The following is a 25642-nucleotide window of genomic DNA, read 5'->3' as shown; positions in this document are numbered from 1 at the left end:
GTTATCACCTATACGTTGTAGTTAATGAGCGCTGATTCAAAAGAAGATAGAAAGGAAGCCGATTCTTCCAATTGTTGTGAATCTTGATCTTCTTCTTCTTTTTTAAACGCTTCTTTTTCTTGTCTTTCTTTTTGCTGGTCGTTTTCATTGTTATACGACATCGCTTGTTCTGACAGTAGCACATCGATTTTATCAATTGATACATGCTGAGACGCGAGACCGTGCCGCAAAGTTGAAAGATTGGAGTCCAATAACTCTTTTGTTTTTGCTGACGATACGACAATTCGCGCAACCGTTTCGCTGTCTTTCTGAAGCATTTCAATTGAAATCGCACCTAGCTGTTTAGGAAATAACTTAATGAGAAGCTTGGATGTTCCCTCTTCGGCACTAAACGAAGCTTTACTCCATACTTTCTCAAGCTCGTTTACCAAATTGCTAGACTGCTGATAGTCAGATTTTGCTTGCCCTAGATAAATAGAGAACTGCTGAAGCTTAGGCATTTCTCCACTTCCAAAGGATGATGGCTGATTCTCTACTGGCGCCCCGGTTGTGTGTGTACCTGCCGAACTTTCGCTATTTTTCGAAAAGCTATTGGTATCTATACTTCCGCTGGGTACAACCACATCTTTTTTCCATGGAAGCTGATTAAAAAACGGTACTTTTTCTTCTTTAGGAAAAGCAGTCATATTTTTCACAGAACTTTCTGAAGCTGTATGAACAGCGTCCACATCCCCTTGTTCAACCGATACATGCTGAGACCCGAGAGCTTGCCGTAATCTGAAAAGATTGGCATCTAACAGCTCTTTTGTTTTCGCTGACATTACCACAACCTGCGCAATCGTTTCATCGTCTTGTTGAAGCACTTCAATTGATATTGTCTCTAGCTTCTTTGGAAATAGCTGAATGGAAAGCTTGGATACTCCCTCTTCAGAACCACTCGAAGCTTTACTCCATATTTTCTCCAGCTTGTTTACCAGATCGCTAGACTGTTCATAATCTGATTTCGCTTTCCCTAAATCAATAGAAAACTGCGGCCTTTTTTCTTCTTTACCAAAAGCATTCATCTCTGTTACACAGCTTTCTGGAGCTGCTTGAACGTCCGCCGCATCCACTTGTTCAACCGATACATGCTGAGAAGCGAGAGCTTGCCGTAAACTGAAAAGGTTGGCATTTAACAGCTCTTTTGTTTCCACTGACGATACAGCTACTTGTGCAACCGTTTCATTGTCTTGTTGAAACACTTTAATTGAAATCGTACCTAGCTGCTTTGGAAACAGCTTAATGGAAAGCTTGGCTGCTCCTTCTTCAATACTGATGGAAGCTTCACTCCATATTTTTTCCAGATTATTTACCAAATCCCTAGACTGCTGATAGTCTGATTTTGCTTGGCTTAAATCAATAGAAAACTGCGGCTCTTTTTCTTCTTTACCAAAAGCATTCATCTCTGTTACAGAACTTTCTGGAGCTGCTTGAACGCCCGCCGCATCCACTTGATCAACCGCTACGCGTTGAGACGCAAGAGCTTGTCGTAAGCTGAAAAGGCTGGCGTCTAAAAGCTTTTTTGTTTTCGCTGACGTTACCACAACCTGCGCAATTTTTTCATTGTCTTGTTGAAGCACTTCAATCGAAATCGTACCTAGCTGCTTTGGAAACAGCTTAATGGAAAGCTTGGCTGCTCCTTCTTCAGTACTGATCGAAGCTTTACTCCATACCTTTTGCAGCTCGTTTACCAGATTGTCAGACTGTTGATGATCAGAGTTTGCTTGTCCTAGATCAATAGAAAACTCTTGAATCTTAAGCATTTCTCCAGCTCCAAAAGCTGATGGGTTATTTTCTAACATCACCAAGGCCGTTTTAGCGGTGAAAGAACTTTCACTATCTATACTTGGGTTACCTAAAAACACATCTTTTTTCCATGGAAACTGATTCAAAAGCGGCACTTTTTCCGCGTTCTGAAAAGCGGCCCTATCTCTTACAGAACTTTTTGGAGCCGCATGAACAACGGCGAAGAAACCAGCTGAGCGCTTTTCATGTAAGGTATCGGTTAATACACGTGGTTGTTTATGAATTTTCTCTATTTTTTCAACAGCAGCTTTCTCCAAGCCTTGAAGCTGCGTATCTGAAAGCTTCACTGACTGTAGCTGCGGTTTTTGTAGTTCTTCCATCAGCTCAGCGAATTCTGTTTGAAACGCAGACGACGTGTTTTTACATATAGTCAACAAGCTAGAAATAGAAGACAAATATTGTTCTTGACTGTCTGTTTTAGATGAAACAGGTTCCTGCTGCATTTCTGTTAACACGTGCTGCAGCTTTAGAAGCGGCTGTTCCAAATCTAGACTACTTGGAATACTACTGATCATTTCGGCTAGATGTTCGTATAAGACAGACGGTTCATCTCCTTCATATTCTGCTTCGCTTAACTGAATCGCAATTAACCCGACCGCGTTAAAGACGTCTTGATTTATCGCTTGTTCATTCAATGATTTCTCCCGGCTCGCTAAAGGTTGCGCATTTAGCTGCTGAAGCTGTTGAACGATTTCTTCAAAAAAACCCTGAGTCTGAATAACAGCCGCTTTTTCATCGCAGTTTACCTTTGATGCAGCTGCTGGACGTAGTGAAATTTCCACTGTTTTCACCTCTGCTTTTATTCATCAATCTGATCTGTTAACAATGTCGTATAGCGTGCAGCTACTTTCGGATCCATTTTTTCTAAGATTGCCGTTCTTGTACTTGCTTTGAACTGCTTAAGCATCGCGACCGCTTTGTCTTCTTTTAATTCGGCAAAAATGAGCGCTGCATTTTTAGGAGACATGTTTTCATAGGTAGCAATGACATCTTTTTTCGCCAGCTGATTGTTCTTTTGTTTTTTCGCTTCGTCATCGGCTTTTTCTTCCATATCACGCATTTCAATTTTTAGTTCATCCATTTGACGATCTTTTGTACTGATCGTTTTCTCATAGGCTGAAATTTGCTTTTCTTTCGTGCTCAGCTTCTTTTGAAGGCTCTCAACCTGCTTTTGTATTTCTTCATTGCTTTCTTGAATATTTTCATTTTTTTGTGACTGCTCACTTGATACAAATGGAATGGCGTGTGTAACAGCAGAAACCTTATCATTTATATTGACGCCTAAAAGTGTCAGGACAATGTAAGCTGCCAAGATGAGGAACACCGCTGGAATAAAGATTAAAAATAAAAACACCTGGCTTTTACTGTAAGATTTCCCATCTTCATAGTTTTCTTCTTCGTACTCTTCTCTTAATTCTTTTCGTTTAGCCATGTTTTTCACCTAATTTCTATGCAGCATGTACTGCTGTAAAGACAGCTCATCCATTTGCTTCGCTTCTAATTGTTTTTCCGCTGTTATATAAGAATCGTAGTCTTTCTTTTTTAATTTTTCATACTTCTTTACTTCTATATTCTTTTCTTCTAGCTTCAGTTTCTTTAAGTTCATTTGCTGTCTGGCAAACATGACCTCTTGTTGCAGCCTTTCAATCACTCGTTCGGCACTTGTTAAAAACTGCTGAAATGATGTAATTTCTAAAATAGAAAGCCCCTGCTTCATTTTGCCCGTATGCTGTTCAATCAGCGTTTCTTTTTCTTTTAACTTTTTATAAAGCTTTTCACCCGCTGTTTCAAACTGCTGTAAGGACTGATTATATTGAGATAGCAGTTCATCTTTTTCATTTGACTTAATTGCCATTATTTTAGATAACCTAAATTCATATGCCATATTTACTCACCTTTCACAAACAGTTCACAGAGCTTTGTTACACTTGTTTCAAACGATGGATGTTCGTTCGTTTTTTGCTTTAAAAACGCCTCAATGACAGGATGATAGTGGATTGCCTCATCAATGTAAGCAGAAGATCCTCTTTTGTAGGCACCTATGTTAATTAAGTCTTCAGAATTAGCGTAGGTAGCCATTAATGAACGCAGTTTTTCAGCTGCTTCTTTATGCCGTTCACTTACGATATGGTTCATCACGCGACTAACGCTTTTTAAGACATTGATGGCCGGATATTGACCTTTATTGGCAAGCTCCCTGTCTAGTACAATATGTCCGTCTATAATGCCTCGCACCGTATCCGAAATAGGTTCGTTCATATCATCACCGTCTACTAATACAGTGTAAAAAGCGGTAATAGATCCATGTTGATTAGTCCCTGTACGTTCAAGCAGCCTTGGCAAGCTAGCAAAAACAGATGGTGTATAACCTTTGGTAGTCGGAGGTTCACCTACGGCTAATCCAATTTCTCTCTGAGCCATTGCTATACGGGTAACAGAATCCATCATCATCATGACGCTCAGCCCCTCATCTCGAAAGTATTCAGCAATAGAAGTAGCTGTATATGCTGCTTTCATTCGAAGTAGAGCAGGCTGATCCGAGGTAGCAACTACTACAACGGAGCGCTTTAACCCTTCCTCTCCAAGATCTCGTTCAATAAATTCTCTAACTTCTCTTCCTCGCTCGCCTACAAGGGCAATGACATTGATATCTGCTTTTGTATTACGAGCAATCATCCCGAGCAGCGTACTTTTCCCAACACCGCTTCCTGCAAAAATACCTATGCGCTGCCCTCGGCCTACGGTTAACAAACTATCAATCGTCCGTACACCTACTTCAATAGGCTGTTCAATAGGCGGGCGCTCTAAAGGATTAGGGGGGTCTTGATCGGTTAAAACAAAAGGCAAATAATGAGAAAGTTCAGACCCATCTAAAGGGTTGCCTAACGAATCAAGCACTTGACCTATTAACTCTTTCCCCACGCTTACCTGCAGAGGTTTTTCTGTTGTTTCCACTAGGCAGCCAGGTCCGATATATCGAACAGACGTATAAGGCATTAAAACGACGTGCTCACCGTTAAAACCAACAACTTCTGCACGAATTTTATCTCCTCGTTCACTGAGATGAATAAAACAAACATCTCCTATTGACGTTCTAGGTCCTTTAGATTCAATCATCATTCCTACTACTCGGCTGACTTTCCCGTACCGTTTAAAAGAAGATGTGCGCGGGATTTCATGAATGAGTTGTGCGACTTTCATGTTTACTCCCCTCTAACAAACGTTCTTTTAATTTTTTCTTCATTTCCATTAACTGACTATCAAAAGAAGCAACAAGACGCCCATAAGAGGAATCGATGACACAATCCATTTCCTGAAGATTTTCATCTGCATAAATAAACAGCCCGGTTTCTCCGTTTAATAAATCGAACAGTTCTCGTTTATGTTCACATACATATGCATATTTTTTGGGAGAAACAAAAAGCTGGATTTCTTTATGTTCTCTAACTTCTTTTAAAGACCTTGCAACAAGTGATAAAAATGATTCATCTCTTTGAAGCTGCTCATTTAAAAGCGTTTCTGCTAGGGTGAAACCTAATTCAAAAATGACTTCTTCAGATTGATTTATATATTCGTAGTACTGATTCTTTGTTTCGTCAACAATGTTTCGCGACATGGCTAATACATGTTCGTACTCTTGTTTCCCTTGAAGCAGCCCTTCTTCGTACCCTTCTTCATAGCCGCGTTTTTTTTCTTGTTGAAACAGCAGCACCTTCTCTTCTTCCCACTGCTTTTTCAAATGTTCAACTTCGTTTTGAGCTTGTTTGCGGTAAGCGTCTGCCTCGGTCTTTATCATTTCAGCTTCACTATGCGCTTGTTCAATAACGTGCTGTGCATTTTCTTGCTGAAGATGTTCTTCTGTCGGCTCATCTTGTATCGGAAAACCAAATGGAATGACTTGAATGTGCTTAGCATTTTCGTCTGAAAGTTTGTTCGTATAAGTTGATTTAATGATATTAGACAATAATATCGTCTCCTCCACCTCGAGCTAGTACAATTTCACCAGCATCTTCTAAACGTCTAATTGCAGCAACGATACGTGACTGGGCTTCCTCTACATCTTTCAAACGCACAGGGCCCATAAATTCCATTTCTTCTTTAAACGTTTCCACCATACGGCTAGACATATTTTTAAAAATAATAGATTTCACTTCTTCACTTGCTACTTTTAAGCTCAACAATAAATCATCATTTTCTACATCTCGTATCACACGCTGAATAGAACGGTTATCGAGCGTTACGATATCCTCAAATACAAACATTCGCTGTTTGATTTCTTCTGCTAATGCCGGATCTTGAATTTCAAGCGTATCAATAATAATTTTTTCAGTCGCTCGGTCCACTCCATTTAATACTTCAACTACTGCTTCTAAACCACCTGTTTGGGTATAGTCTTGGGTAACGGTAGCTGAAAGCTTTCTCTCTAAAATTTGCTCCACTTCATTAATGACTTCCGGAGACGTACTTCCCATCGTTGCAATCCGCCTTGCAATATCCGCTTGCCTTTCCTGAGGCAGTGATGATAAGATTTGTCCTGCCTGCGGCGGTTCTAAGTAAGATAAAATAAGGGCAATCGTCTGAGGATGCTCATGCTGAATAAAATTTAACAGCTGCATAGGATCAGCTTTTCTGGCAAAGTCAAACGGACGAACTTGCAAAGAAGAAGTTAATCGATTGATAATCATCATAGCCTGCTCTGGTCCAAGTGCTTTTTCTAACACCTGTTTCGCATAGCTTACTCCTCCTTTTTCAAGGTAGTTTTGAGCAAGCGTTATTTGTTCAAACTCATGAAGCACAGCTTCTTTTAGGGACGGCTCTACCTTTCTCACTGAAGAAATTTCAAGCGTTAGTTGCTCAATTTCATCTTCACTGAGATGTTTATAGATAGAAGCTGATACATCCGGACCGAGAGAAATCAACAAAATTGCTGCTTTTTGCTTTCCAGTTAACTCATTTTTTTGCATAGCCTTTACCATTAGCTTTCCTCCTAATCCTCACTAATCCATGTTCGTAGCAGCTTTGCAAACTCTTCCGGGTCTTGCTTCGCTAACGTTTCAAGATTGCTTTTTGTTTGCTGTTCAGCACTTAAAACAGGGGCTTTTTGTGCCGCTTCATATGCTTCTAAAGTTTCATCATACTCTTCATCATATTCGTCTTCATCTAAGTCTTGACGCCTTTTCCTAACCAACAGCACAATAAGAACAACAATAATAAGCAGCAGTGCTCCTCCGATTATATACATCCACAATGGAATCGAACTTGCTGTGCTGTCAGCTGTTTCTTGTCCATTAAACGGCTGAACGGAAACGGTAATCTTATCGCTGACCGCGTTATCCGAGAGAGCTTTCGTATTTGCATCTTTTGAAATAGAAGTACGGACAATTGTACCTAACATTTTTTGAACGTCTGACTCAAGTGTATCGGACACTTGTGATTTCCCTTTTGCATTGGAGGGATCTATCATTACTTGAATGCCAAGGTCTTGAATTTTGTATGGACTTTCAACGATTTCTTTATGAATTCGATTCACTTCATAATTAATACGTTCTTCGTTTTTTTCGTAGTCTCCGTCTCCACTTGCTGTGCTAGATGAGTAATTTGTTGTATCTTCTTCTCCTGTTCCAGCAACGCCTCCATCTTGAGCATTTTTACCAGAAAATGTTTCATTGATTTTTTCAGCGCTAACGGCAATTCCTTGCATATTATCTTTATCAACAGGCTCTACTAGCTTTTCTTCGCGATTTTCCTGTGTAAAATCAAGATCTGCTGTAACAGAGACCATTACTTTGTCTTGACCGACCAGTCTTCCTAGCATTTGCTGTACTTGACGCTGAATATCCCGCTCAACTTCTTTTTTCGCTTCGTTCTGCGAAGCAAATGAGCTAGAAGCTGAATCCGTTTCATTTCCTTTTAAATCAAAGTACTCAAAATATTGGTTCATAATGACGATATTATCTGTAGGAAGGTTTGGCACACTTTTGGATACTAAATGATAAAGAGATTTAATTTGCTGATCATCAAATTTATAACCAGCCTTTGTATTAAGCACAATCGATGCAGAGGCTTCTCCCTGCTTTTCATTCGCCCATACACTTTCATTGGGAAGGGTAATCATCACTTTTGCATCGTTGACTCCTTGAATGTTTTTCATTAAGTTAGCCAATTCAGTTTGCATCGCATCGAGTTTTAACACATCAAATTCATTGTCTGTCATACCAAAGCTCGCATTTTTCCCAAAAAACGAATAGTCGATACTTCCGCTATCAGGAATTCCTTGTGCAGCTAAATCAACTTTTAGCGAGTCAACGCTTTGTTCAGGCACCGAAATGGTTGTTCCATTATCAGAGATTTCTGAAGGAACGCTTCTAGCATCAAGCTCTGCTTTGATTTGTCCTGTTTCTTGAGCCGATAGATTGCTATAAAGAGGGACAAATTTATCTTTGTTTAAGAAAACAGATGCTAAACTAATGACTAGAATAGCCGCAAGAGGAGCAGCGATAAGGGCTATTTTCTGTCCTTTTTTGCGGTTATTCCAAAAGACTTTCATCTTATCTCGATAAAGAGCTATTCTTTCATTCATGGTATTCCTCCGGTTATTACTATTTTCATTTTCTTTAATAACCGCTCAATTACATTTGCATTCTCATCATTTCCTGATAGGCTTCAACAGCTTTATTGCGTATTTCAAGAGCCGTTTGCATCGTAATACTTGCTTTTTGAGCAGTAATCATTACATCTTGGAGTTCGACATTTTCTCCTTTAGCAAGCTTTTCAGTCGCTATATCCGAAGCGCGTTGAGCATTGTTTAACTCATTGATTGAGTCTTTTAAAAACGTTGAAAACTGTTGAGTTGTTTGTCCAGTGCCAGTCGAAGCGGCTGTTTTTGCTATTGCTATTTGATTGCTGATACCATTAATCATTTTATCGCTCCTTTATTTTCCAATTTCTAACGCCTTTGTTAATATACTTTTGTTTGTATTAAAGACCGTCACGTTTGCTTCATAGGATCGAGTAGCACTAATTAAATCCGTCATTTCCTTTAAGGGATCTACGTTCGGCATCTGCACGTACCCTTGGTCATTAGCATCTGGATGCGTCGGATTATATACTAAATTAAAAGGAGTATTATCTTCTACGATATCTGTGACTTTTACACCATTGTTTTGACTTTTATTGATTTCAGAGTGTAAGAGAGACGAAAAAGAAGGCGAACGATCAGACTGCATGACAACCATTTTTCTTTTGTAAGGCTGCCACTCACCATTAACGTACGTCCCTCTTGTCGTTTCAGCATTCGCCATGTTAGATGAAACAACGTCCATCCTTAAACGATTGGCAGTTAAAGCTGAAGATGTAATATTCATATTTTGAAAAATAGTCAAACTTATCTCCCCCCTCTAATGACTGTTTGAAGAGAATTAAATTTTCCGTTTAAACGATCTACTAGCGCCTCATAGTAAATTTGATTTTCAGCCATATCCGCCATCTCTTTATCCATATCCACATTGTTTCCATTTGCTTGATAGGAAGTGTTTCCTTGCTGGGTAATCACTCGCTGGGATGAATCGGAAAATGGGATATGTTTTGAATCAGTCTGATATGCTTCTAACTCGTTATGTAATAAATCTCGAAATTCACTCGTACGCGATACTGTTTTCGATTTATAATTTGGAGTATCAACGTTTGCGATATTTTTTGCAATCGTCTGCTGCTTTTGTGACGCGTAGCTAATTCCATTTTCAATTGTTTGAAAAGTAGTTGAAAACAAACTCAATTCTTACACCTGCTTACCTATTCTATTTTTCTCAAAAATGAGACAAATTTCGACTTTAGTACCATAGAACTTATTGTAAGAAAAACTTCATGCAATGTCTATCCTTTTTTAAGAACTTTTGGACTATAAACCAAAATTTTCATTCGATTTCCAAGCATATTTTAACATCAATGCTGTACTTTAGCTCTATTTTTTTAATTTAAAATCAAAATGCATACCATAAGTCCTGAACAATATGTAATAAAAGTAACGATTTGTAATCAACTAGTATCTTTTTACTATTTAAAGATTCTATAATATAATTTTTAGATTTTTATATGAAGTTTGTTAAAGATTTATAAAAATAGTGAACGAATCGTCTTAACCCAGAGCGAACCTTTTCATACTGAGAGCATATAAAAAAAGCACACGGGCTTTGCCCGTGTGCTTTTTGGTTCATAAACTTAGTTAGATTTTAATTTTTCAAGCTCTACTAAGAATTTGTTGTTAAGAACTTTAATGTAAGTTCCTTTCATTCCTAGCGAACGTGATTCGATAACGCCAGCACTTTCTAATTTACGTAGCGCATTTACGATTACTGAACGTGTAATTCCAACGCGGTCAGCAATTTTACTTGCGACTAATAGTCCTTCATTTCCATTTAACTCTTCAAAGATGTGCTCAATAGCTTCTAACTCACTGTATGATAATGAGCTAATTGCCATTTGTACAACAGCTTTGCTACGCGCTTCTTCTTCAATCTCTTCTGCTTTTTCACGAAGAATTTCCATACCTACTACCGTTGCACCGTATTCAGCAAGGATTAAATCATCGTCTTCGAACTGACGGTCTAAACGAGATAGTACAAGCGTACCTAGACGCTCTCCGCCTCCGATAATTGGAACGATTGTTGTTAGTCCTGCATCAAATAAGTCTTTATTTTCAACTGGGAAAGCTGTATATTGACTTTCAATGTTTAAATTAGAAGATGTTTCTTGAATGTTAAATAGGCTTTGAGTATATTCTTCTGGGAACTGGCGTGCTTCTAACATATCTTTCATGCGCGCATTCTCAATTTGCTGTTTAACAGCGATTCCTAATAATTTACCGCGACGACTTACTACGAATACGTTTGATTCGATCACTTCGCAAAGTGTTTCAGCCATTTCTTTAAAGTTTACTGGTTTACCAGCTGCTTTTTGTAGCATTGCATTAATCTTTCTAGTTTTCCCTAATAAATCCATTAGTACTCTTCCTCCTGCGATTTCAGTTCTATAAAATAAATTGACTCAAATCTTTGTTTTTAGCGATTTTTTCTAATTTTTCTTCCACATACTGCGGAGTAATCACAATTTTCTCTAATGTTACTTCTGGTGCTTCAAACGATAAATCCTCTAGCAAACGTTCTAAAATCGTATGAAGCCTTCTTGCACCAATATTGTCTGTATCTTGATTTACCTGATATGCAATTTCTGCAATCTTACGTATAGCATCGTCAGAAAATTCAATTTGTATACCTTCAGTTTCCAATAATGCCGCATATTGCTTTAATAACGCATTATCTGGCTCTACTAAAATGTTTATAAAATCTTCAACGGTTAGCTTCGTTAATTCAACGCGAATTGGGAATCGACCTTGCAATTCTGGAATTAAATCCGACGGTTTTGATACATGGAAAGCACCAGCTGCTACAAATAAAACATGATCAGTTTTGACTGCACCATATTTGGTAACAATCGTTGATCCTTCTACAATTGGTAAAATATCTCGCTGCACGCCTTCACGTGAAACATCAGCGGAAGATGAATTACCACTTTTTTGAGCAATTTTATCAATTTCGTCAATGAAAATAATTCCGTATTGTTCTGCACGATTCACAGCTTCTTGCGTCACTTCATCCATATCAATCAATTTTTGCGCTTCTTCATTTGTTAATACTTTTCGTGCATCTTTAACAGTAAGTTTGCGCTTTTTTTGTTTTTTAGGCATAAAATTGCTTAAGGCATCCTGCATGTTCATGCCCATTTGTTCCATACCCGAACCTTGTAACATATCAAACATAGAAGGCTGTTGCTCTTCTACTTCAATTGTGACATAATGATTTTCAAGCTCTCCTAGAGCAAGCTGATGAGCAATCTGCTTGCGCTTCGTTGCAATATTCGTTTCCTCATCTTGATCAGGATCCGCATCGCTTGACTGTGTACCGTTTGAAAAAATCATTTCAAACGGATTTTTAAACGATTGCTGCTTCTTTTTGCTTGGAACAAGAAGCTCCACTATCCGCTTGTTTGCATTTTCTTCTGCACGATCACGCACGCCGTTCATTTTTTCTTCTTTCACAAGTCGAACTGACGTTTCCACTAAATCACGAACCATTGATTCCACATCGCGTCCTACATATCCAACTTCCGTAAATTTTGTTGCCTCAACCTTAATAAAAGGTGCACCGACAAGCTTAGCTAAGCGGCGTGCAATCTCGGTTTTACCCACACCTGTAGGACCAATCATTAAAATGTTTTTCGGCACAACTTCATCACGTAAAGATTCGTCTAGCAGACCGCGGCGATAGCGATTTCGCAGCGCAACAGCGACCGCTTTCTTTGCCTTCGTTTGACCAATAATATACTGATCGAGCTTTTCTACAATTTGTCGAGGTGTTAAATGAGAATTCATAAAAAAATCCCCTTTCCTACAGTTCTTCTACAATAATATGATCATTTGTATAAACACATATCTCACTTGCTACATCTAAAGCTGCTTTTGCAATTTCTTTAGCTGTTAAATGTTCGCCTGCATGTTGTTTTAATGCACGTCCCGCTGATAAAGCATAATTTCCGCCTGATCCAATTGCTAAAATGCCGTCGTCCGGTTCAATAACTTCACCCGTTCCTGATACTAACAGTAAGTTATCTTTGTTCATAACAATAAGCATTGCTTCTAACTTTCGCAATACTTTGTCACTTCTCCATTGTTTAGCAAGCTCCACGGCTGCACGCTGAAGATTTCCGTTATACTCTTCAAGCTTCGTTTCAAATAATTCAAAAAGAGTGAATGCATCAGCTACTGAACCTGCAAAGCCGGCAAGAACTTGCCCTTGAAATAGACGTCTTACTTTTCGAGCAGTATGTTTCATCACAACAGCATTTCCAAACGTTACTTGTCCGTCCCCAGACATGGCACATTGACCGTTATGCTGAACTGCAAAAATCGTAGTAGCATGGAAAGTAGACAAATTAACTCCTCCTTTTATGCGCGAGGATGGTGATTCATATAAACTGCCTTTAAACGATCCTTCGTCACATGTGTGTATATTTGAGTGGTTGATAAATGTTCATGACCTAGCATTTCTTGAACTGTACGTAAATCTGCCCCTTCATTTAACATATGAGTCGCAAAAGTATGCCGCAAAACGTGTGGACTAATATGTATATTCTCAGCGGTTTTCTTTACTAACTGATCAATGACTAAGCGTATGCCTCGGTCTGTCAACGGTGTCCCCTTATAATTTAAAAAGAGCGAATGAGTATCAGAAGGAGCCTTTTTTAAAAGAAGCTTTCTTCCATTATCTATATATACTCTAAGAGCGTCCTTGGCATAACAGCCAAATGGCACGTACCGTTGTTTTTTCCCTTTGCCATATACGAGCAAAGTTTGAAGTGAAAAATCTATATCGCTAAGCTTAATAGATGCACATTCACTCACTCGTATTCCGGTGGCATACAGCAATTCTAAGAGAGACTGATTACGCTGCCCTAACGGAGTTGTTAAGTCATTCATTTGAAATAATTTCACAATCTCCTCTTCATACAGGAAGCGAGGATTTCTCTCTTCCTTTTTAGGAAGGGTAACGAGCGCAAATGGATTATCTTCTACTAATTCTTCTCTATTTAAGTAACGATAAAACGTTCTCAAACAAGAAATTTTGCGTGACATCGATCTTTTTGAATACTGCTTTTCATATAGGCGTGTTAAAAACAGCCTTGCATCAGCATATGTAACACTTTGTAGGTTTTGTATTTGCTCTTCCTGCATAAAAGACATGAAGATACCTATGTCTTTTTCATAGCAGTCAACTGTATATTTTGAATAATTTTTCTCAATTTGTAAATATTCTAGAAAGGAATTTAATACATCTTTAACAAATTCCAATGTTATCACCTCACAAGGGCTACTAAATATTATCACAATTAAGTAGCCCTTGCAAACAATTTTGATTATTTTGTTGTAAAATTCTGAATAGTTTCCAATGCTCGTTTAGCCAGCGTTTCATTTCGTTCTTGTTTGTTTTTGATTCGCACTTCCAATTCTTTGAATAAGCCAAAGTTGGCATTCATCGGCTGGAAGTTTTTGGCGTTTGTATGTGTGATATAGTGAGCCATACTGCCAATCGCTGTTTCCTGCGGCAATACAACCAATTCTTCACCAAGCACGAGTCGAGCCGCGTTCATTCCTGCCATTAATCCGCTCGCAGCTGATTCTACATATCCTTCTACTCCCGTCATTTGTCCAGCAAAGAATAAGTCATCACGCTCGCGATATTGATACGTAGGCTTTAACAATTTAGGAGAATTAATAAACGTATTTCTATGCATAACTCCGTAGCGTACTACTTCTGCATTTTCTAAACCTGGGATTAAGCTTAATACTTCTTTTTGTGCTCCCCATTTTAAATGTGTTTGGAAACCTACAATATTATATAGTGTACCTGCTGCATCATCTTGACGAAGCTGAACAACTGCATAAGGTCTCTTTCCTGTTTTCGGATCTTCTAACCCAACTGGTTTCATTGGTCCAAAGAGCATTGTTTTTTCTCCGCGTGAAGCCATTACTTCAATTGGCATACATCCTTCAAAATAAATTTCCTTCTCAAATTCTTTTAAAGGAACCGTCTCTGCATTGATTAATGCTTCATGAAAGCGCTGGAATTCTTCTTTTGTCATCGGACAGTTTAAATAGGCAGCTTCCCCTTTGTCATAGCGAGATTTAAGATATACTTTATCCATATCAATGCTGTCTTTTTCAATAATAGGTGCAGCCGCATCGTAAAAATATAAATAATCTTCACTTGTTAACGCGCGCAGCTGTTCCGATAAATCTTTTGACGTTAGCGGACCTGTTGCAATAACAGTTGGTCCCTGTGGAATTTCCGTAATTTCTTCATTAACAACCGTTACGTTCGGATGGTTTTTAACGCTTTCCGTCACACGAGAGGCAAATTCGTGACGATCAACAGCCAGTGCTCCACCTGCTGGAACCGCACACTCGTCTGCTGAACGAATAATGACAGAGTCTAATAATCGCATTTCTTCTTTTAGCACACCCACTGCATTTGTTAATGTATTCGCACGCAGTGAATTACTACATACTAATTCAGCAAATTTGTCCGTATGATGAGCAGGTGTTTGCTTTACTGGTCTCATCTCATAAAGACGGACTTTCAAACCGCGCTTTGCGATTTGCCAAGCTGCTTCACTTCCAGCAAGACCTGCTCCAATAACATTAATTACTTGTTCATTCATTGTAAATCCTCCAACTTCATTTCTATCTTTTCTATCATTTTGCTTATTCATTCACTTGTCTTTTCCTTTTTTAACGGGACAAAGAAAATGCGACATTACTCAATGTCGCTAATAACGTTTCCATTTTAGCACATGAAGCAATGTCGCCGCATCTTATATAACTGCTATTTTTAAATTTAAAGTGTGGGAATTCATCCCATTCTCTTTTACTGCTGAGCTTCCTCTTTATAATCACAACTTGTACAGACGACTTGAGTTCCTTTTTTCTGTTTCTTCTCTACAAGCAGATTTTCACATTTCGGACATTTTCTTGCAATCGGTTTATCCCAAGATACGAAGTCACAGCCCGGGAATCGATCACAGCCATAAAATGTACGCTTTTTCTTCGATTTTCGCTCAACGATATTTCCTTCTTCACATTTCGGACACTTTACGCCAATCTCTTTTACAATTGGCTTCGTGTTGCGACAGTCAGGGAAATTAGAGCATGCCATAAATTTTCCGTAGCGTCCCATTTTGTATACCATAGGTGAACCGCATTCTTCACAGTCTTCTCCGGCAGGTTCATCTTTAATCTCCACTTCGCGCATTTCTTTTTCAGCATGTTCTAAGCGTTTTTCAAAATCACTGTAAAATTCGTCAATAACACGCACCCATTGAACATTACCATCTTCCACTTCATCCAAATCGTTTTCCATTTTAGCTGTAAACTCTACATCTAAAATTTCCGGAAAAAACTCCAATACAAGCTCTAGTACAATTTCTCCAAGTTCTGTTGGAACAAAACGCTTGTTATCGAGCGCTACGTATCCGCGCTTTTGAATCGTATCAAGTGTTGGAGCATATGTAGACGGTCGGCCAATGCCTAGCTCTTCTAATGTCTTAACTAAACGAGCTTCTGTATATCTTGGCGGCGGCTGTGTGAAGTGCTGCTTTTCATCGATGTCCTTAGAATAAGCTACTTCTCCTTCTTCTAAGTCTGGAAGAAGATTTTCTTTTTCCTCCACTTGATCATCATTGCCTTCAACATACACTTTCATAAAACCTGGAAATTTAACTTTTGAGCCGTTCGCTCTAAATGTTACGTCTCCATTTTTCAAATCTACAGCCATTGTATCCATAATGGCAGGTGCCATTTGACTAGCAACGAAGCGCTCCCATACTAACTTATACAGTCGATACTGATCACGCGATAAGAACTCTTTTACCTCTCCTGGTTTACGAAGAGCTGAAGTTGGACGAATCGCTTCGTGGGCATCTTGCGCATTTGAATTCTTCTTTTCTTTACGCTTTTCCGTTGCCACAAACTGATTTCCGTACGCGTTCGTAATGTAATCTCTAGCTTCTGTTTGAGCTGTTTCTGAAATACGAGTAGAATCGGTACGCATATACGTGATAAGACCTACTGTACCTTCTTTTCCTAAATCAATTCCTTCATATAATTGCTGCGCAATCATCATCGTTTTTTTCGCTCGGAAGTTCAGTTTCCGCGCTGCCTCTTGCTGTAATGAAGACGTGGTAAAAGAAGGAGCCGCATTACGCTTTCGCTCACGTTTTGTTACTTTAGAAATTGAAAATTCGTTTCCATCTAATTGTTTAACAATGTTGGTTACATCATCTTCATTCGATAGCTCTACTTTTTTCCCTTGATATTCGATTAACTGGCCTTCAAACTGGTCGTTCCCTTTTTGAAAAGTTGCTTTTACCGTCCAGTATTCTTCTGGGATAAACTTTGCAATTTCTTTTTCACGATCAATAATTAACCGCACTGCAATTGATTGAACCCTTCCGGCACTTAATCCTTTTTTCACTTTTTTCCACAGCAATGGACTGATATTGTAGCCAACCAGCCTGTCAAGAATACGTCGTGCTTGTTGAGCATCTACTAAATCCATATTAATTGCTCGTGGATGTTTAAAAGATTCTTTAATCGCTTCTTTTGTAATCTCGTTAAATACTACGCGGCAGTCCGATGCAATGTCTACATCCAAACTGTGCGCCAAATGCCATGCAATCGCTTCTCCTTCACGGTCTGGATCGGCTGCTAGGTAAATCTTTTTTGCTTTTTTAGCCGCTGTTTTTAGTTCTTTTAAAACCGGGCCTTTCCCGCGAATTGTAATATATTTCGGGTTGTAATCTTGTTCAATATCAATTCCCATTTGACTTTTAGGTAAATCGCGAACATGTCCCATCGATGCTTTTACTTTATATTTCTTTCCTAAATAACGTTCAATTGTTTTAGCCTTTGCAGGCGATTCTACAATTACTAGGTAGTCAGACATCTATTTGTTCCTCCTCAAGAGGTAGAATAAAATCTTCATTATTATTAAATATTTGGTTCTTGTTTGTCAAATGTCAAAAAGATAAGTCATACGATTTTCCTACGTATCTCACTAGTATTTCATACCATGCAAGAATATGACTACTTTGAAACATTCATCTTATATACATCATTTCATCTGTAATATCAGCAGCGCTTTGCACAAGTTTTGCCCCTAATTGGATTAACTTATTCGTTCCACATGATGTTTCTTCAAAAATAGAACCCGGTATGGCAAATACTTCTCTTCCTTGCTGAAGCGCCTGGTCGGCGGTAATAAAAGATCCACTTCTTTCTTTTGCTTGCACCACCAACGTGCCTCCTGTTAATCCGCTAATGATTCTGTTTCTGCGAGGGAAAAACCATTTCGTCGGCTTCATAAACGGGGCATATTCAGAAAGCAGCAAATGATGCTGCGCAATTTCTCTTGCTAAATTTTGGTTTCCTCTTGGGTAAATATTATAAAACCCTCCGCCTAAAACTGCAATCGTTTTAGCTTTTTCAGCGATAGCCAGTTCATGAGCAGCCTGGTCAATTCCTAAGGCTAGCCCACTCACAACGACAAATTCTTCATGCAGCATCGGCTTAACAATACGAGTTAAAGCTGCAGTTCCATATGAAGTAGGATTTCTTGTTCCTACAACGCTTAAGCTTGCCGGAGCGTGTAAAAGAGACAAGTTCCCCCTTGCAAATAATACCCAAGGCGGATCATAAATATGGCGCAAAAGTTCAGGATATTCATCATCTAAGATGGTGACACATCGAATATTCTCAGCGTCATATTTATCTAGAATATCTCGTATTGGAATAGTTTGCAAATCTTTTTTTATTTGATTAGCACGTTCAATCGAGAGAGTCAATAGTTTTTGAAGCTGTGATGGAGAGTACTCGTAGAGATTTTGTAATGAAGAATTCTGTTGAAGTAGCGTAAAAATTTGTTTCCAATTAACAGATGGACAATGTGCTAAATGAATTAATTTTTCCCGTAAACCAGACATTCTACAATCTCCTTTTTAAATGGACAAAATAGCCCCCGGTCAAAGGAGGCTATATGTCTTCTATTAATGAGTCTTACACTGCTCGTAAATGCCTTGTTCTTTTAACACTTTAATAAGTGTTTCTCCCATAACAGATGGTGTTTCAGCTACTTGGATACCGCACTCATTCATTGTTTTAATTTTTTCAGACGCTGTCCCTTTACCACCTGAAATAATCGCACCAGCATGGCCCATACGTTTTCCTGGAGGCGCTGTTTGACCGCCAATGAAGCCGACAACAGGTTTTGTCATATTTGCTTTTACCCATTCTGCCGCTTCTTCTTCTGCTGTACCGCCGATTTCCCCAATCATAATTACTGCATACGTATCTTCATCTTCATTAAACGCTTTTAATACATCGATAAAGTTCGTGCCATTCACCGGGTCACCGCCGATACCAACAGCTGTTGATTGGCCAATTCCAGCTTCAGAAAGTTGGTGAACAGCTTCATATGTTAATGTACCAGAACGCGAAACTACACCTACATGACCTTTTTTGTGAATGTACCCTGGCATAATGCCAATTTTACATTCTTCCGGTGTAATAACACCTGGGCAGTTAGGCCCTACAAGACGCGTACGTTTTCCTTCCATATAACGCTTTACTTTTACCATATCTAATACTGGAATACCTTCTGTAATACAAATAACTAAATCTAAATCTGCGTCAACTGCTTCAATAATGGAGTCAGCTGCGAATGCTGGTGGAACATATACAACAGAAGCCGTTGCGCCTGTTTTTTCTTTCGCCTCGGCAACCGTATTAAATACCGGAACACCTTCTACTTCTAAGCCGCCTTTACCCGGCGTTACGCCACCAACAATTTTCGTTCCATATTCTAACATTTGCTGTGTATGAAAAAGGCCAACTCCGCCTGTAATTCCTTGTACAATTACTTTTGTATCTTGATTAATAAATACGCTCATTCCTATCCCCCAGCCTTTCTATTTCACTAGTGAAACGATTTTTTGTGCGCCGTCTGCCATAGATTCAGCAGCTGTGATATTTAAGCCTGATTTTTGTAAAATTTCTTTTCCAAGTTCAACGTTTGTTCCTTCTAAGCGAACAACTAATGGAAGGCTTAATCCAACTTGTTTTGTTGCTTCAACAACACCTGTTGCAATAACATCACATTTCATAATTCCGCCGAAAATATTAACGAAAATACCTTTTACATTTTGGTCAGATAAAATAATTTTAAATGCTTCTGTTACTTTTTCAGCAGTTGCGCCGCCCCCAACATCCAGGAAGTTAGCAGGGTCGCCTCCGTAATGCTTAATAATATCCATCGTTGCCATCGCTAAACCTGCACCGTTTACCATACAACCGATATTACCGTCTAGTGAAATGTAGCTTAAGTCGTATTTAGATGCTTCAATTTCTTTAGCATCTTCCTCTTCAAGGTCACGATATTCAAGAATATCTTTTTGGCGATACAGCGCATTTGAATCAAAGTTTAACTTCGCATCCAATGCCATAACGTCTCCGTCACCTGTTACAACTAGAGGGTTAATCTCTGCAATTGAGCAGTCTTTTTCAACAAATACTGTATATAAACCTGTCATGAATTTAACTGCTTTTCCAACTAATTCTTTTGGAATATTAATATTAAATGCAAGTCTGCGAGCTTGGAATGCTTGTAAACCAATCGCCGGATCTACATATTCTTTAAAGATTTTTTCAGGCGTTTTTTCCGCCACTTCTTCAATTTCAGTTCCACCTTCTTCAGAACCCATCAATACAACTTGAGACGTTGCACGATCAAGAACTAAACCGATGTAGTATTCTTTCTTAATATCGCATCCCTCTTCAACTAACAAGCGCTTAACTTCTTTTCCTTCAGGGCCTGTTTGGTGCGTTACGAGGGTCTTTCCTAAAATATCTTGTGCATATGTACGAACTTCATCTAAGTTTTTTGCTACTTTGACACCGCCCGCTTTACCGCGTCCACCAGCATGGATTTGTGCTTTCACCACTGATACTTGTGAACCTAATTCCTTTGCTGCTTCAACTGCTTCTTCAACAGTAAAAGCTACTCGACCGTTTGGTACTGCAACCCCATATTTTCTGAGTAGTTCTTTTCCTTGATACTCATGGATATTCATTTCCCATCCTCCTAACATAATCAACCACAAAACTATACTGCACAAAATAGACTGCGCTTTCATTGTATAAAAATAATTGTCTAATTGTCTACTATTCTAGTGAAAAATATTGAAATAATAAGAAAATTGATATTTTTATGGAGATAGTACTTAACCATACCTTATGAAGTAGATGAGGCTCTGCGGACGTTAAACGTGTGGTTGATCATGTAAATCAACCTTCATAACTAAAGCAGACTGAGAGGAAAATAATTTACGAATTTTTCCCGCTGCAATATCTCCGCTTACATAGGCTATATTCTTTTTAAGCCTAGAATCCCGCATTGAAACATGCGCTAAAAAGCAGAGATATGCTCGGGTATCATGTTCTAGTTTACTTGGTTTTTTATCGGTGCAAAAGATCGGCGGTGTTCTGGCAAAATTCCATATTGTTCGATTGCTTCTAAATGTTGTTTTGTTCCATATCCCATATGTTTTTCGAATCCGTATGCAGGATAGCGTTCACCAAGTTCTTTCATCATTCGATCTCGCGTCACTTTTGCAATAACAGAACTTGCAGCAATTGAAATGCTTGTAGCATCGCCTTTAATGATTGACTGCTGCGAAATAGGCACCGGCAGCTTCATCGCATCAATGAGCAGTTCATCAGGCTGAACTGCCAGCAGTTCAATGGCTTCAGTCATTGCCTTTTTTGTTGCTTCGTAAATATTAATAGAATCAATGACCTCTGCGTCTATAATCCCTATACCGATAGCGACAGCTTTTTTACAAATTTCTTCATAAAACGCTTCTCGCTTTGCTTCTGATAACTTCTTTGAATCCGTCAGACCAGGGAGAAAAAAATCGGGAGGCAAAATAACAGCAGCTGCTACTACCGGTCCTGCTAACGGTCCCCTTCCTACTTCGTCTACTCCGGCAATATAAGTTGCTCCTTGCCTATATAATTCATTTTCATATGCCATCATTTCATCAAACTGTTGCTTCAAGCGCTCAGCCGCTTCAAATTGCCTTTGTTTTTGAATAATAACCTGCTGCACACCTTTACGCTCATCTTGCGCATATGCCTTAAATAAAGCATCTTCCGGGCTTCTCACTTGCTTTAGTTCCTCTTTTATTTCCTTAATACTCTTTTTCATTAGCTCCACCTTCTTTATATCAACATTTTCACGCGGCACTTTCACATAAAAAACGCCTCATGCTGAAAAGGCAGAGGCGTTTTTTGCTTCAGTTCGCAATGTGTTGCTTACAGCTGTTGTTCAGCTTCACTTGGATCATCAAATGTAAAGGTGCCAATTTTATCCGTTCGAATTTCTCGAAGAACAAGCTCAGCTGTTTTATCGTAATCCACCATGCCGCCACCCATTAAACAGCCGCGGCGCGACCCAATTGCATCAAAAAGCTCTACAATGTCTTCAGGGATTTCATTTAAATCATAACGCTGCTTTAATTGTTCTGGGTAATGGCTAGTTAAGAAGCGCAGCGCATAAACAGCGACATCTTGCATATTTAAAATGGTATCTTTGATAGCACCCGTTGTCGCAAGCTTATATCCAACTGTTTCATCTTCAAACTTAGGCCACAAAATACCTGGCGTATCAAGCAGCTCTAGCTCGTTTCCTACCTTAATCCACTGCTGTGCCTGCGTCACACCTGGACGATCTCCCGTCTTGGCGATTTTTTTGCTGGCAAGGCGATTAATTAGCGTTGATTTACCGACGTTAGGAATCCCTACAATCATCGCACGGATAGCGCGGGGTTTTTTAACTCCTTTTGCGCGCATGCGGTCAAACTTCTCTTGAAGAAGTTCTTTAGAAGACGAAACAATTTGTTTCATTCCTTTACCTGCTTGTGCGTCAATAGCTAAGGCATAAATACCTTGTTCTTTGTAATAATCTAACCACTGCTGAGTGACGCGCGGATCCGCTTTGTCCACTTTATTCAACAATACGATTCTGGGCTTGTTCACAATAATCTCATCAATCATTGGATTTCGCGATGATTGCGGAATGCGTGCATCAACCAGTTCGTATACAATATCAATCAATTTTAGCTTTTCAGTTACTTGTCTTCTGGCCTTGGCCATATGGCCAGGAAACCATTGAATTGTCATATTTTACTCACCTTTTATATTTTACTTTGCAAAACGCGCTTCTTTAATCGGCCAGTATACGGCACTCGTTTTACCAAGCACCTTGTCCATGCTCACAAAGCCAATCTGACGGCTGTCTTTACTGTAGCGTCGATTGTCTCCCATCACGAACAAATAGCCTTCTGGCACGGTCTTTTTACCCGTTACGTCTTCTAGTTTAAAATCTTCGGTTAAATTACCGTCAATCACTTCTTTTTTATACTGATCTAAATAGGGCTCTTTATAAGCTTTTCCATTTACATATAGCGTATCATTTCGATACTCAATATGATCACCCGGCAGTCCGATAATACGTTTTATGTAATCTTTTTCCGCTGTAGCATGAAAAACAATAATATCAAAGCGATCAGGATCACCAATCTTATAGGAGAACTTATTTACAATCATTCGATTTTGGTCATGCAGCGTAGGCATCATAGAAAGTCCATCTACTACAATCGGTGCAAACAAAAAATAGCGAATTACAACAGCTAACAGTACGGCAATGGCGATTGCTTTTATCCATTCCCACAGTTCATTTTTCTTTCGAGCCATCTTCAGTCCTCCAACTCTTATGTCATACCTTTATTTTAAACGATAATGTTTGAAACGCCTAATAAATAAATAGAATAAAAAAATGATGACTTGTACGTCTATTTTTCACTGTCAGAGAACGAATCGTTCTAAAAAAACATTTGAAAAAAGGAGCTTGTATAAACAAGCTCCCCTTTACTATTATCGAATTTCTTTAATACGCGCAGCTTTACCACGTAATTCACGTAGGTAATAAAGTTTCGCACGGCGTACTTTACCGCGGCGCATTACTTCGATTTTTGCAATTTTTGGCGTATGAAGTGGGAATGTACGCTCTACACCTACACCGTAAGAAATCTTACGTACTGTAAATGTTTCGCTGATACCACCGCCACGACGCTTAATAACAACACCTTCAAATACCTGAACACGTTCACGAGTACCCTCAACGATATTTACGTGTACACGTACAGTATCACCAGGACGGAACGTAGGAAGATCTGTTTTTAATTGTTCTTTTGTAATCTCTTCGATTAATTTTTGCATCGCGTGTTTCAACTCCTTCCAACAGACGCTCATACCAATGCTTTTCAATCATTGCAGCGGAACATCGTTATAGGTGACCAGACATCTGCCCAAGCCACAAAATCTATCTTAGCACACTCTTATACCGTATGCAACAGAGTTTATGCATAAATTTTATGGATTTATGAAAGGTTGTTTTCCTCTTTTAATTGAGCTACTAGTTTCTTTTGCTCTTCCGTTAGCTCCATCTTTTCAAGCATATCCGGTCTTCGAAGCAACGTGCGCTTTAAAGACTCTTTTTGGCGCCACTGTTCAATTTTTTTATGATTTCCTGACATAAGTACTTCAGGAACTGTTAAGCCTCTAAAATCAGCAGGACGCGTATAGTGGGGGTGCTCTAGTAAACCTGTACTGTGTGAGTCTTGTACAGCTGAATGATTATTGCCAAGCACATCAGGAAGCAGGCGAACAACGCTATCGATCACAACCATTGCACCAAGCTCTCCTCCAGTTAATACATAGTCACCAATTGAAATTTCATCAGTTACCAGCTGCTCACGAATTCGTTCATCATATCCTTCGTAATGACCGCAAATAAAAATTAAATGCTCTTCTGCTGCTAGTTCTTCTGCTTTTGCCTGTGTATAGCGTTCGCCCTGCGGACAAAGCAAAACTACCCGGGGCTTCTTAGCTGTTTCAGTCAGCTTTTCTACAGCGTCAAAAATAGGCTGAGGTGTCAATACCATTCCAGCACCTCCGCCGTAAGGATAATCGTCCACATTTTGATGTTTGTTCGTAGAATATTCTCGGAAATTAACTACATTCAGTTCAACCGCATTTTTTTCCTGTGCTTTTTTCAAAATTGATTCACCAAAAACACCGTCAAACATAGAAGGAAATAGCGATAGTACATCAATTTTCATTAGTCCAATAACCCTTCCATTACTGTAATAACAATCTCTTTTTCCTCTATATCAATAGATTGTACAACGTCGTCGATGTAAGGAATAAGAACTTCTTTTCCGCCTTTTTTAACGACCCACACATCATTAGCTCCCGGCGTTAGAATTTCTTTGACCGTTCCTACCTCTACTCCGTCTTCTGTTTTTACTGTACAGCCAATAATTTCGTGGAAATAAAATTCACCGTCTTCTAAATCAGTTAGCTGCTCCTCAGGAATTTTCACTTCGCAGTTTTTGTACTGCTCAACATCATTTACGTTGTGATAGCCTTCGAATGTAAGCAGATCAAAATTTTTATGCCTGCGATGGCTTGCTACCGTTACTTCCACCGGCTCGCTTTGCTTTTCTTTGAAGATATAAAGTTTATTTCCTTTTTCATAGCGCTCATCAGCAAAATCCGTAGTTGATACAATACGAATTTCTCCTTTTACACCATGGGTATTCACAATTTTTCCAACCTTAAACCATTTCATGCTTCTTCACCTCTATCTAATCTCAACAACTTTGCTATCTTTTATAATAATTGTTTTACTTTCTTTTATCTTTTCCCAATCATCGCCGATTTTTACCTCTACTAAGGCATCCAGTTCCGTTTCAACGAGTTCGCTCCCTAAAGGAAGCTTTTCTAATTGCGTCAGCTGAAAGTTCAACACTTCAATTTTTTCAAGGCGAGCGGATTTTTCTTTTTCAAATTGACTATGTAATAAAGAAGAACCTTTATTGGCTTTTTCCATGTGCTTTAACTGAAATTTCAGCTGTTCCATTTCCTTTTCAAGCGCCTGCTTGCGGTTTATAAAACGATTTTCAAGATCTTGTTTGCTTGCTTCAGTTAACACTTGTTTCACAACCACTTTTTGAATAATGTTCAAAACGTTCCCTCCGCCCTCAAGATAGTGACCTTGTGCTTTTTACA

General features: G+C 39.0%; 26 protein-coding genes. All 26 read right to left on the bottom strand.

Annotated features, from left to right (window positions below):
• Positions 1-8: 8 nt before the first annotated feature.
• The 26 genes from ACRPLY_RS07105 to ACRPLY_RS06980 all read right to left on the bottom strand — a co-directional run bounded on the left by ACRPLY_RS07105 (position 9) and on the right by ACRPLY_RS06980 (position 25598).
• Positions 9-2627 carry a flagellar hook-length control protein FliK gene (locus tag ACRPLY_RS07105; protein WP_432231699.1) on the bottom strand — a complete coding sequence of 873 codons (2619 nt, stop codon included), beginning with the start codon at positions 2625-2627 and terminating at the stop codon, positions 9-11.
• Between the two features lie 17 nt (positions 2628-2644).
• Complete coding sequence (locus ACRPLY_RS07100; protein WP_033579781.1) at positions 2645-3277, bottom strand: MotE family protein; 633 nt, start codon at positions 3275-3277, stop codon at positions 2645-2647.
• 9 nt (positions 3278-3286) lie between these two features.
• The gene (gene fliJ / locus ACRPLY_RS07095) at positions 3287-3730 is read right to left on the bottom strand and encodes a flagellar export protein FliJ (RefSeq protein ID WP_028411429.1); all 444 of its coding nucleotides are present in this window, start codon (positions 3728-3730) and stop codon (positions 3287-3289) included.
• Between the two features lie 2 nt (positions 3731-3732).
• A complete protein-coding gene (gene fliI / locus ACRPLY_RS07090) occupies positions 3733-5046 on the bottom strand; it encodes a flagellar protein export ATPase FliI (protein ID WP_432231698.1) in 1314 nt (437 codons plus the stop codon).
• Positions 5021-5809 carry a flagellar assembly protein FliH gene (gene fliH, locus ACRPLY_RS07085; RefSeq protein WP_432231697.1) on the bottom strand — a complete coding sequence of 263 codons (789 nt, stop codon included), beginning with the start codon at positions 5807-5809 and terminating at the stop codon, positions 5021-5023. The genes fliI and fliH overlap by 26 nt, the downstream gene beginning before the upstream one ends.
• Positions 5802-6821 (bottom strand): flagellar motor switch protein FliG, encoded by a 1020-nt coding sequence (fliG, locus tag ACRPLY_RS07080; protein ID WP_025750326.1) that lies wholly within the window; start codon positions 6819-6821, stop codon positions 5802-5804. Before fliG ends, fliH begins: the two co-directional genes overlap by 8 nt.
• Positions 6822-6832: 11 nt before the next feature.
• Positions 6833-8425 (bottom strand): flagellar basal-body MS-ring/collar protein FliF, encoded by a 1593-nt coding sequence (gene fliF / locus ACRPLY_RS07075; protein ID WP_432231696.1) that lies wholly within the window; start codon positions 8423-8425, stop codon positions 6833-6835.
• A 49-nt stretch (positions 8426-8474) separates the two neighbouring features.
• A complete protein-coding gene (gene fliE, locus ACRPLY_RS07070) occupies positions 8475-8765 on the bottom strand; it encodes a flagellar hook-basal body complex protein FliE (RefSeq protein WP_028411433.1) in 291 nt (96 codons plus the stop codon).
• A gap of 12 nt (positions 8766-8777) precedes the next feature.
• Complete coding sequence (gene flgC / locus ACRPLY_RS07065) at positions 8778-9227, bottom strand: flagellar basal body rod protein FlgC (RefSeq protein ID WP_014458431.1); 450 nt, start codon at positions 9225-9227, stop codon at positions 8778-8780.
• Between the two features lie 2 nt (positions 9228-9229).
• Positions 9230-9619, bottom strand: a complete 390-nt coding sequence (flgB, locus tag ACRPLY_RS07060) for a flagellar basal body rod protein FlgB (protein WP_432231695.1) — start codon at positions 9617-9619, stop codon at positions 9230-9232.
• A 443-nt stretch (positions 9620-10062) separates the two neighbouring features.
• Positions 10063-10842 (bottom strand): GTP-sensing pleiotropic transcriptional regulator CodY, encoded by a 780-nt coding sequence (codY, locus tag ACRPLY_RS07055; protein WP_013058882.1) that lies wholly within the window; start codon positions 10840-10842, stop codon positions 10063-10065.
• A 28-nt stretch (positions 10843-10870) separates the two neighbouring features.
• On the bottom strand, positions 10871-12271 hold the full coding sequence (hslU, locus tag ACRPLY_RS07050) for an HslU--HslV peptidase ATPase subunit (protein WP_013084801.1): 1401 nt from the start codon (positions 12269-12271) through the stop codon (positions 10871-10873).
• A 16-nt stretch (positions 12272-12287) separates the two neighbouring features.
• Positions 12288-12830 carry an ATP-dependent protease subunit HslV gene (gene hslV / locus ACRPLY_RS07045; RefSeq protein ID WP_013058884.1) on the bottom strand — a complete coding sequence of 181 codons (543 nt, stop codon included), beginning with the start codon at positions 12828-12830 and terminating at the stop codon, positions 12288-12290.
• A gap of 14 nt (positions 12831-12844) precedes the next feature.
• Positions 12845-13747 (bottom strand): tyrosine recombinase XerC, encoded by a 903-nt coding sequence (xerC, locus tag ACRPLY_RS07040; protein WP_014458427.1) that lies wholly within the window; start codon positions 13745-13747, stop codon positions 12845-12847.
• A 65-nt stretch (positions 13748-13812) separates the two neighbouring features.
• Positions 13813-15117 (bottom strand): FADH(2)-oxidizing methylenetetrahydrofolate--tRNA-(uracil(54)-C(5))-methyltransferase TrmFO, encoded by a 1305-nt coding sequence (gene trmFO, locus ACRPLY_RS07035; protein WP_028411436.1) that lies wholly within the window; start codon positions 15115-15117, stop codon positions 13813-13815.
• Positions 15118-15323: 206 nt separating this feature from the next.
• Positions 15324-17399 (bottom strand): type I DNA topoisomerase, encoded by a 2076-nt coding sequence (topA, locus tag ACRPLY_RS07030; RefSeq protein WP_028411437.1) that lies wholly within the window; start codon positions 17397-17399, stop codon positions 15324-15326.
• 154 nt (positions 17400-17553) lie between these two features.
• A complete protein-coding gene (dprA, locus tag ACRPLY_RS07025; RefSeq protein ID WP_033579776.1) occupies positions 17554-18435 on the bottom strand; it encodes a DNA-processing protein DprA in 882 nt (293 codons plus the stop codon).
• Positions 18436-18498: 63 nt separating this feature from the next.
• Positions 18499-19401, bottom strand: a complete 903-nt coding sequence (gene sucD / locus ACRPLY_RS07020) for a succinate--CoA ligase subunit alpha (RefSeq protein ID WP_013058889.1) — start codon at positions 19399-19401, stop codon at positions 18499-18501.
• Between the two features lie 18 nt (positions 19402-19419).
• Positions 19420-20580: an ADP-forming succinate--CoA ligase subunit beta gene (gene sucC / locus ACRPLY_RS07015; RefSeq protein ID WP_013058890.1), complete on the bottom strand. Its 1161-nt coding sequence runs from the start codon at positions 20578-20580 to the stop codon at positions 19420-19422.
• 368 nt (positions 20581-20948) lie between these two features.
• Complete coding sequence (locus ACRPLY_RS07010) at positions 20949-21716, bottom strand: ribonuclease HII (RefSeq protein ID WP_033579775.1); 768 nt, start codon at positions 21714-21716, stop codon at positions 20949-20951.
• Positions 21717-21823: 107 nt separating this feature from the next.
• On the bottom strand, positions 21824-22690 hold the full coding sequence (gene ylqF / locus ACRPLY_RS07005; RefSeq protein WP_025750333.1) for a ribosome biogenesis GTPase YlqF: 867 nt from the start codon (positions 22688-22690) through the stop codon (positions 21824-21826).
• Positions 22691-22711: 21 nt separating this feature from the next.
• Positions 22712-23263: a signal peptidase I gene (lepB, locus tag ACRPLY_RS07000; protein ID WP_013058893.1), complete on the bottom strand. Its 552-nt coding sequence runs from the start codon at positions 23261-23263 to the stop codon at positions 22712-22714.
• A 180-nt stretch (positions 23264-23443) separates the two neighbouring features.
• Complete coding sequence (rplS, locus tag ACRPLY_RS06995; protein ID WP_013084808.1) at positions 23444-23788, bottom strand: 50S ribosomal protein L19; 345 nt, start codon at positions 23786-23788, stop codon at positions 23444-23446.
• Between the two features lie 161 nt (positions 23789-23949).
• Positions 23950-24690 carry a tRNA (guanosine(37)-N1)-methyltransferase TrmD gene (gene trmD / locus ACRPLY_RS06990; protein WP_014458419.1) on the bottom strand — a complete coding sequence of 247 codons (741 nt, stop codon included), beginning with the start codon at positions 24688-24690 and terminating at the stop codon, positions 23950-23952.
• Positions 24690-25202 carry a ribosome maturation factor RimM gene (gene rimM, locus ACRPLY_RS06985; protein ID WP_028411442.1) on the bottom strand — a complete coding sequence of 171 codons (513 nt, stop codon included), beginning with the start codon at positions 25200-25202 and terminating at the stop codon, positions 24690-24692. Before rimM ends, trmD begins: the two co-directional genes overlap by 1 nt.
• Positions 25203-25214: 12 nt before the next feature.
• Positions 25215-25598, bottom strand: a complete 384-nt coding sequence (locus ACRPLY_RS06980; protein ID WP_013058897.1) for a YlqD family protein — start codon at positions 25596-25598, stop codon at positions 25215-25217.
• Positions 25599-25642: the final 44 nt, after the last annotated feature.

Origin of the sequence: Priestia sp. TGN 0903, from assembly GCF_050846855.1 — a bacterium.
GTDB lineage: Bacteria > Bacillota > Bacilli > Bacillales > Bacillaceae_H > Priestia > Priestia zanthoxyli.
Note: the sequence above shows the minus strand (reverse complement) of the source record. Positions and strands in the feature narration are given on the sequence as shown.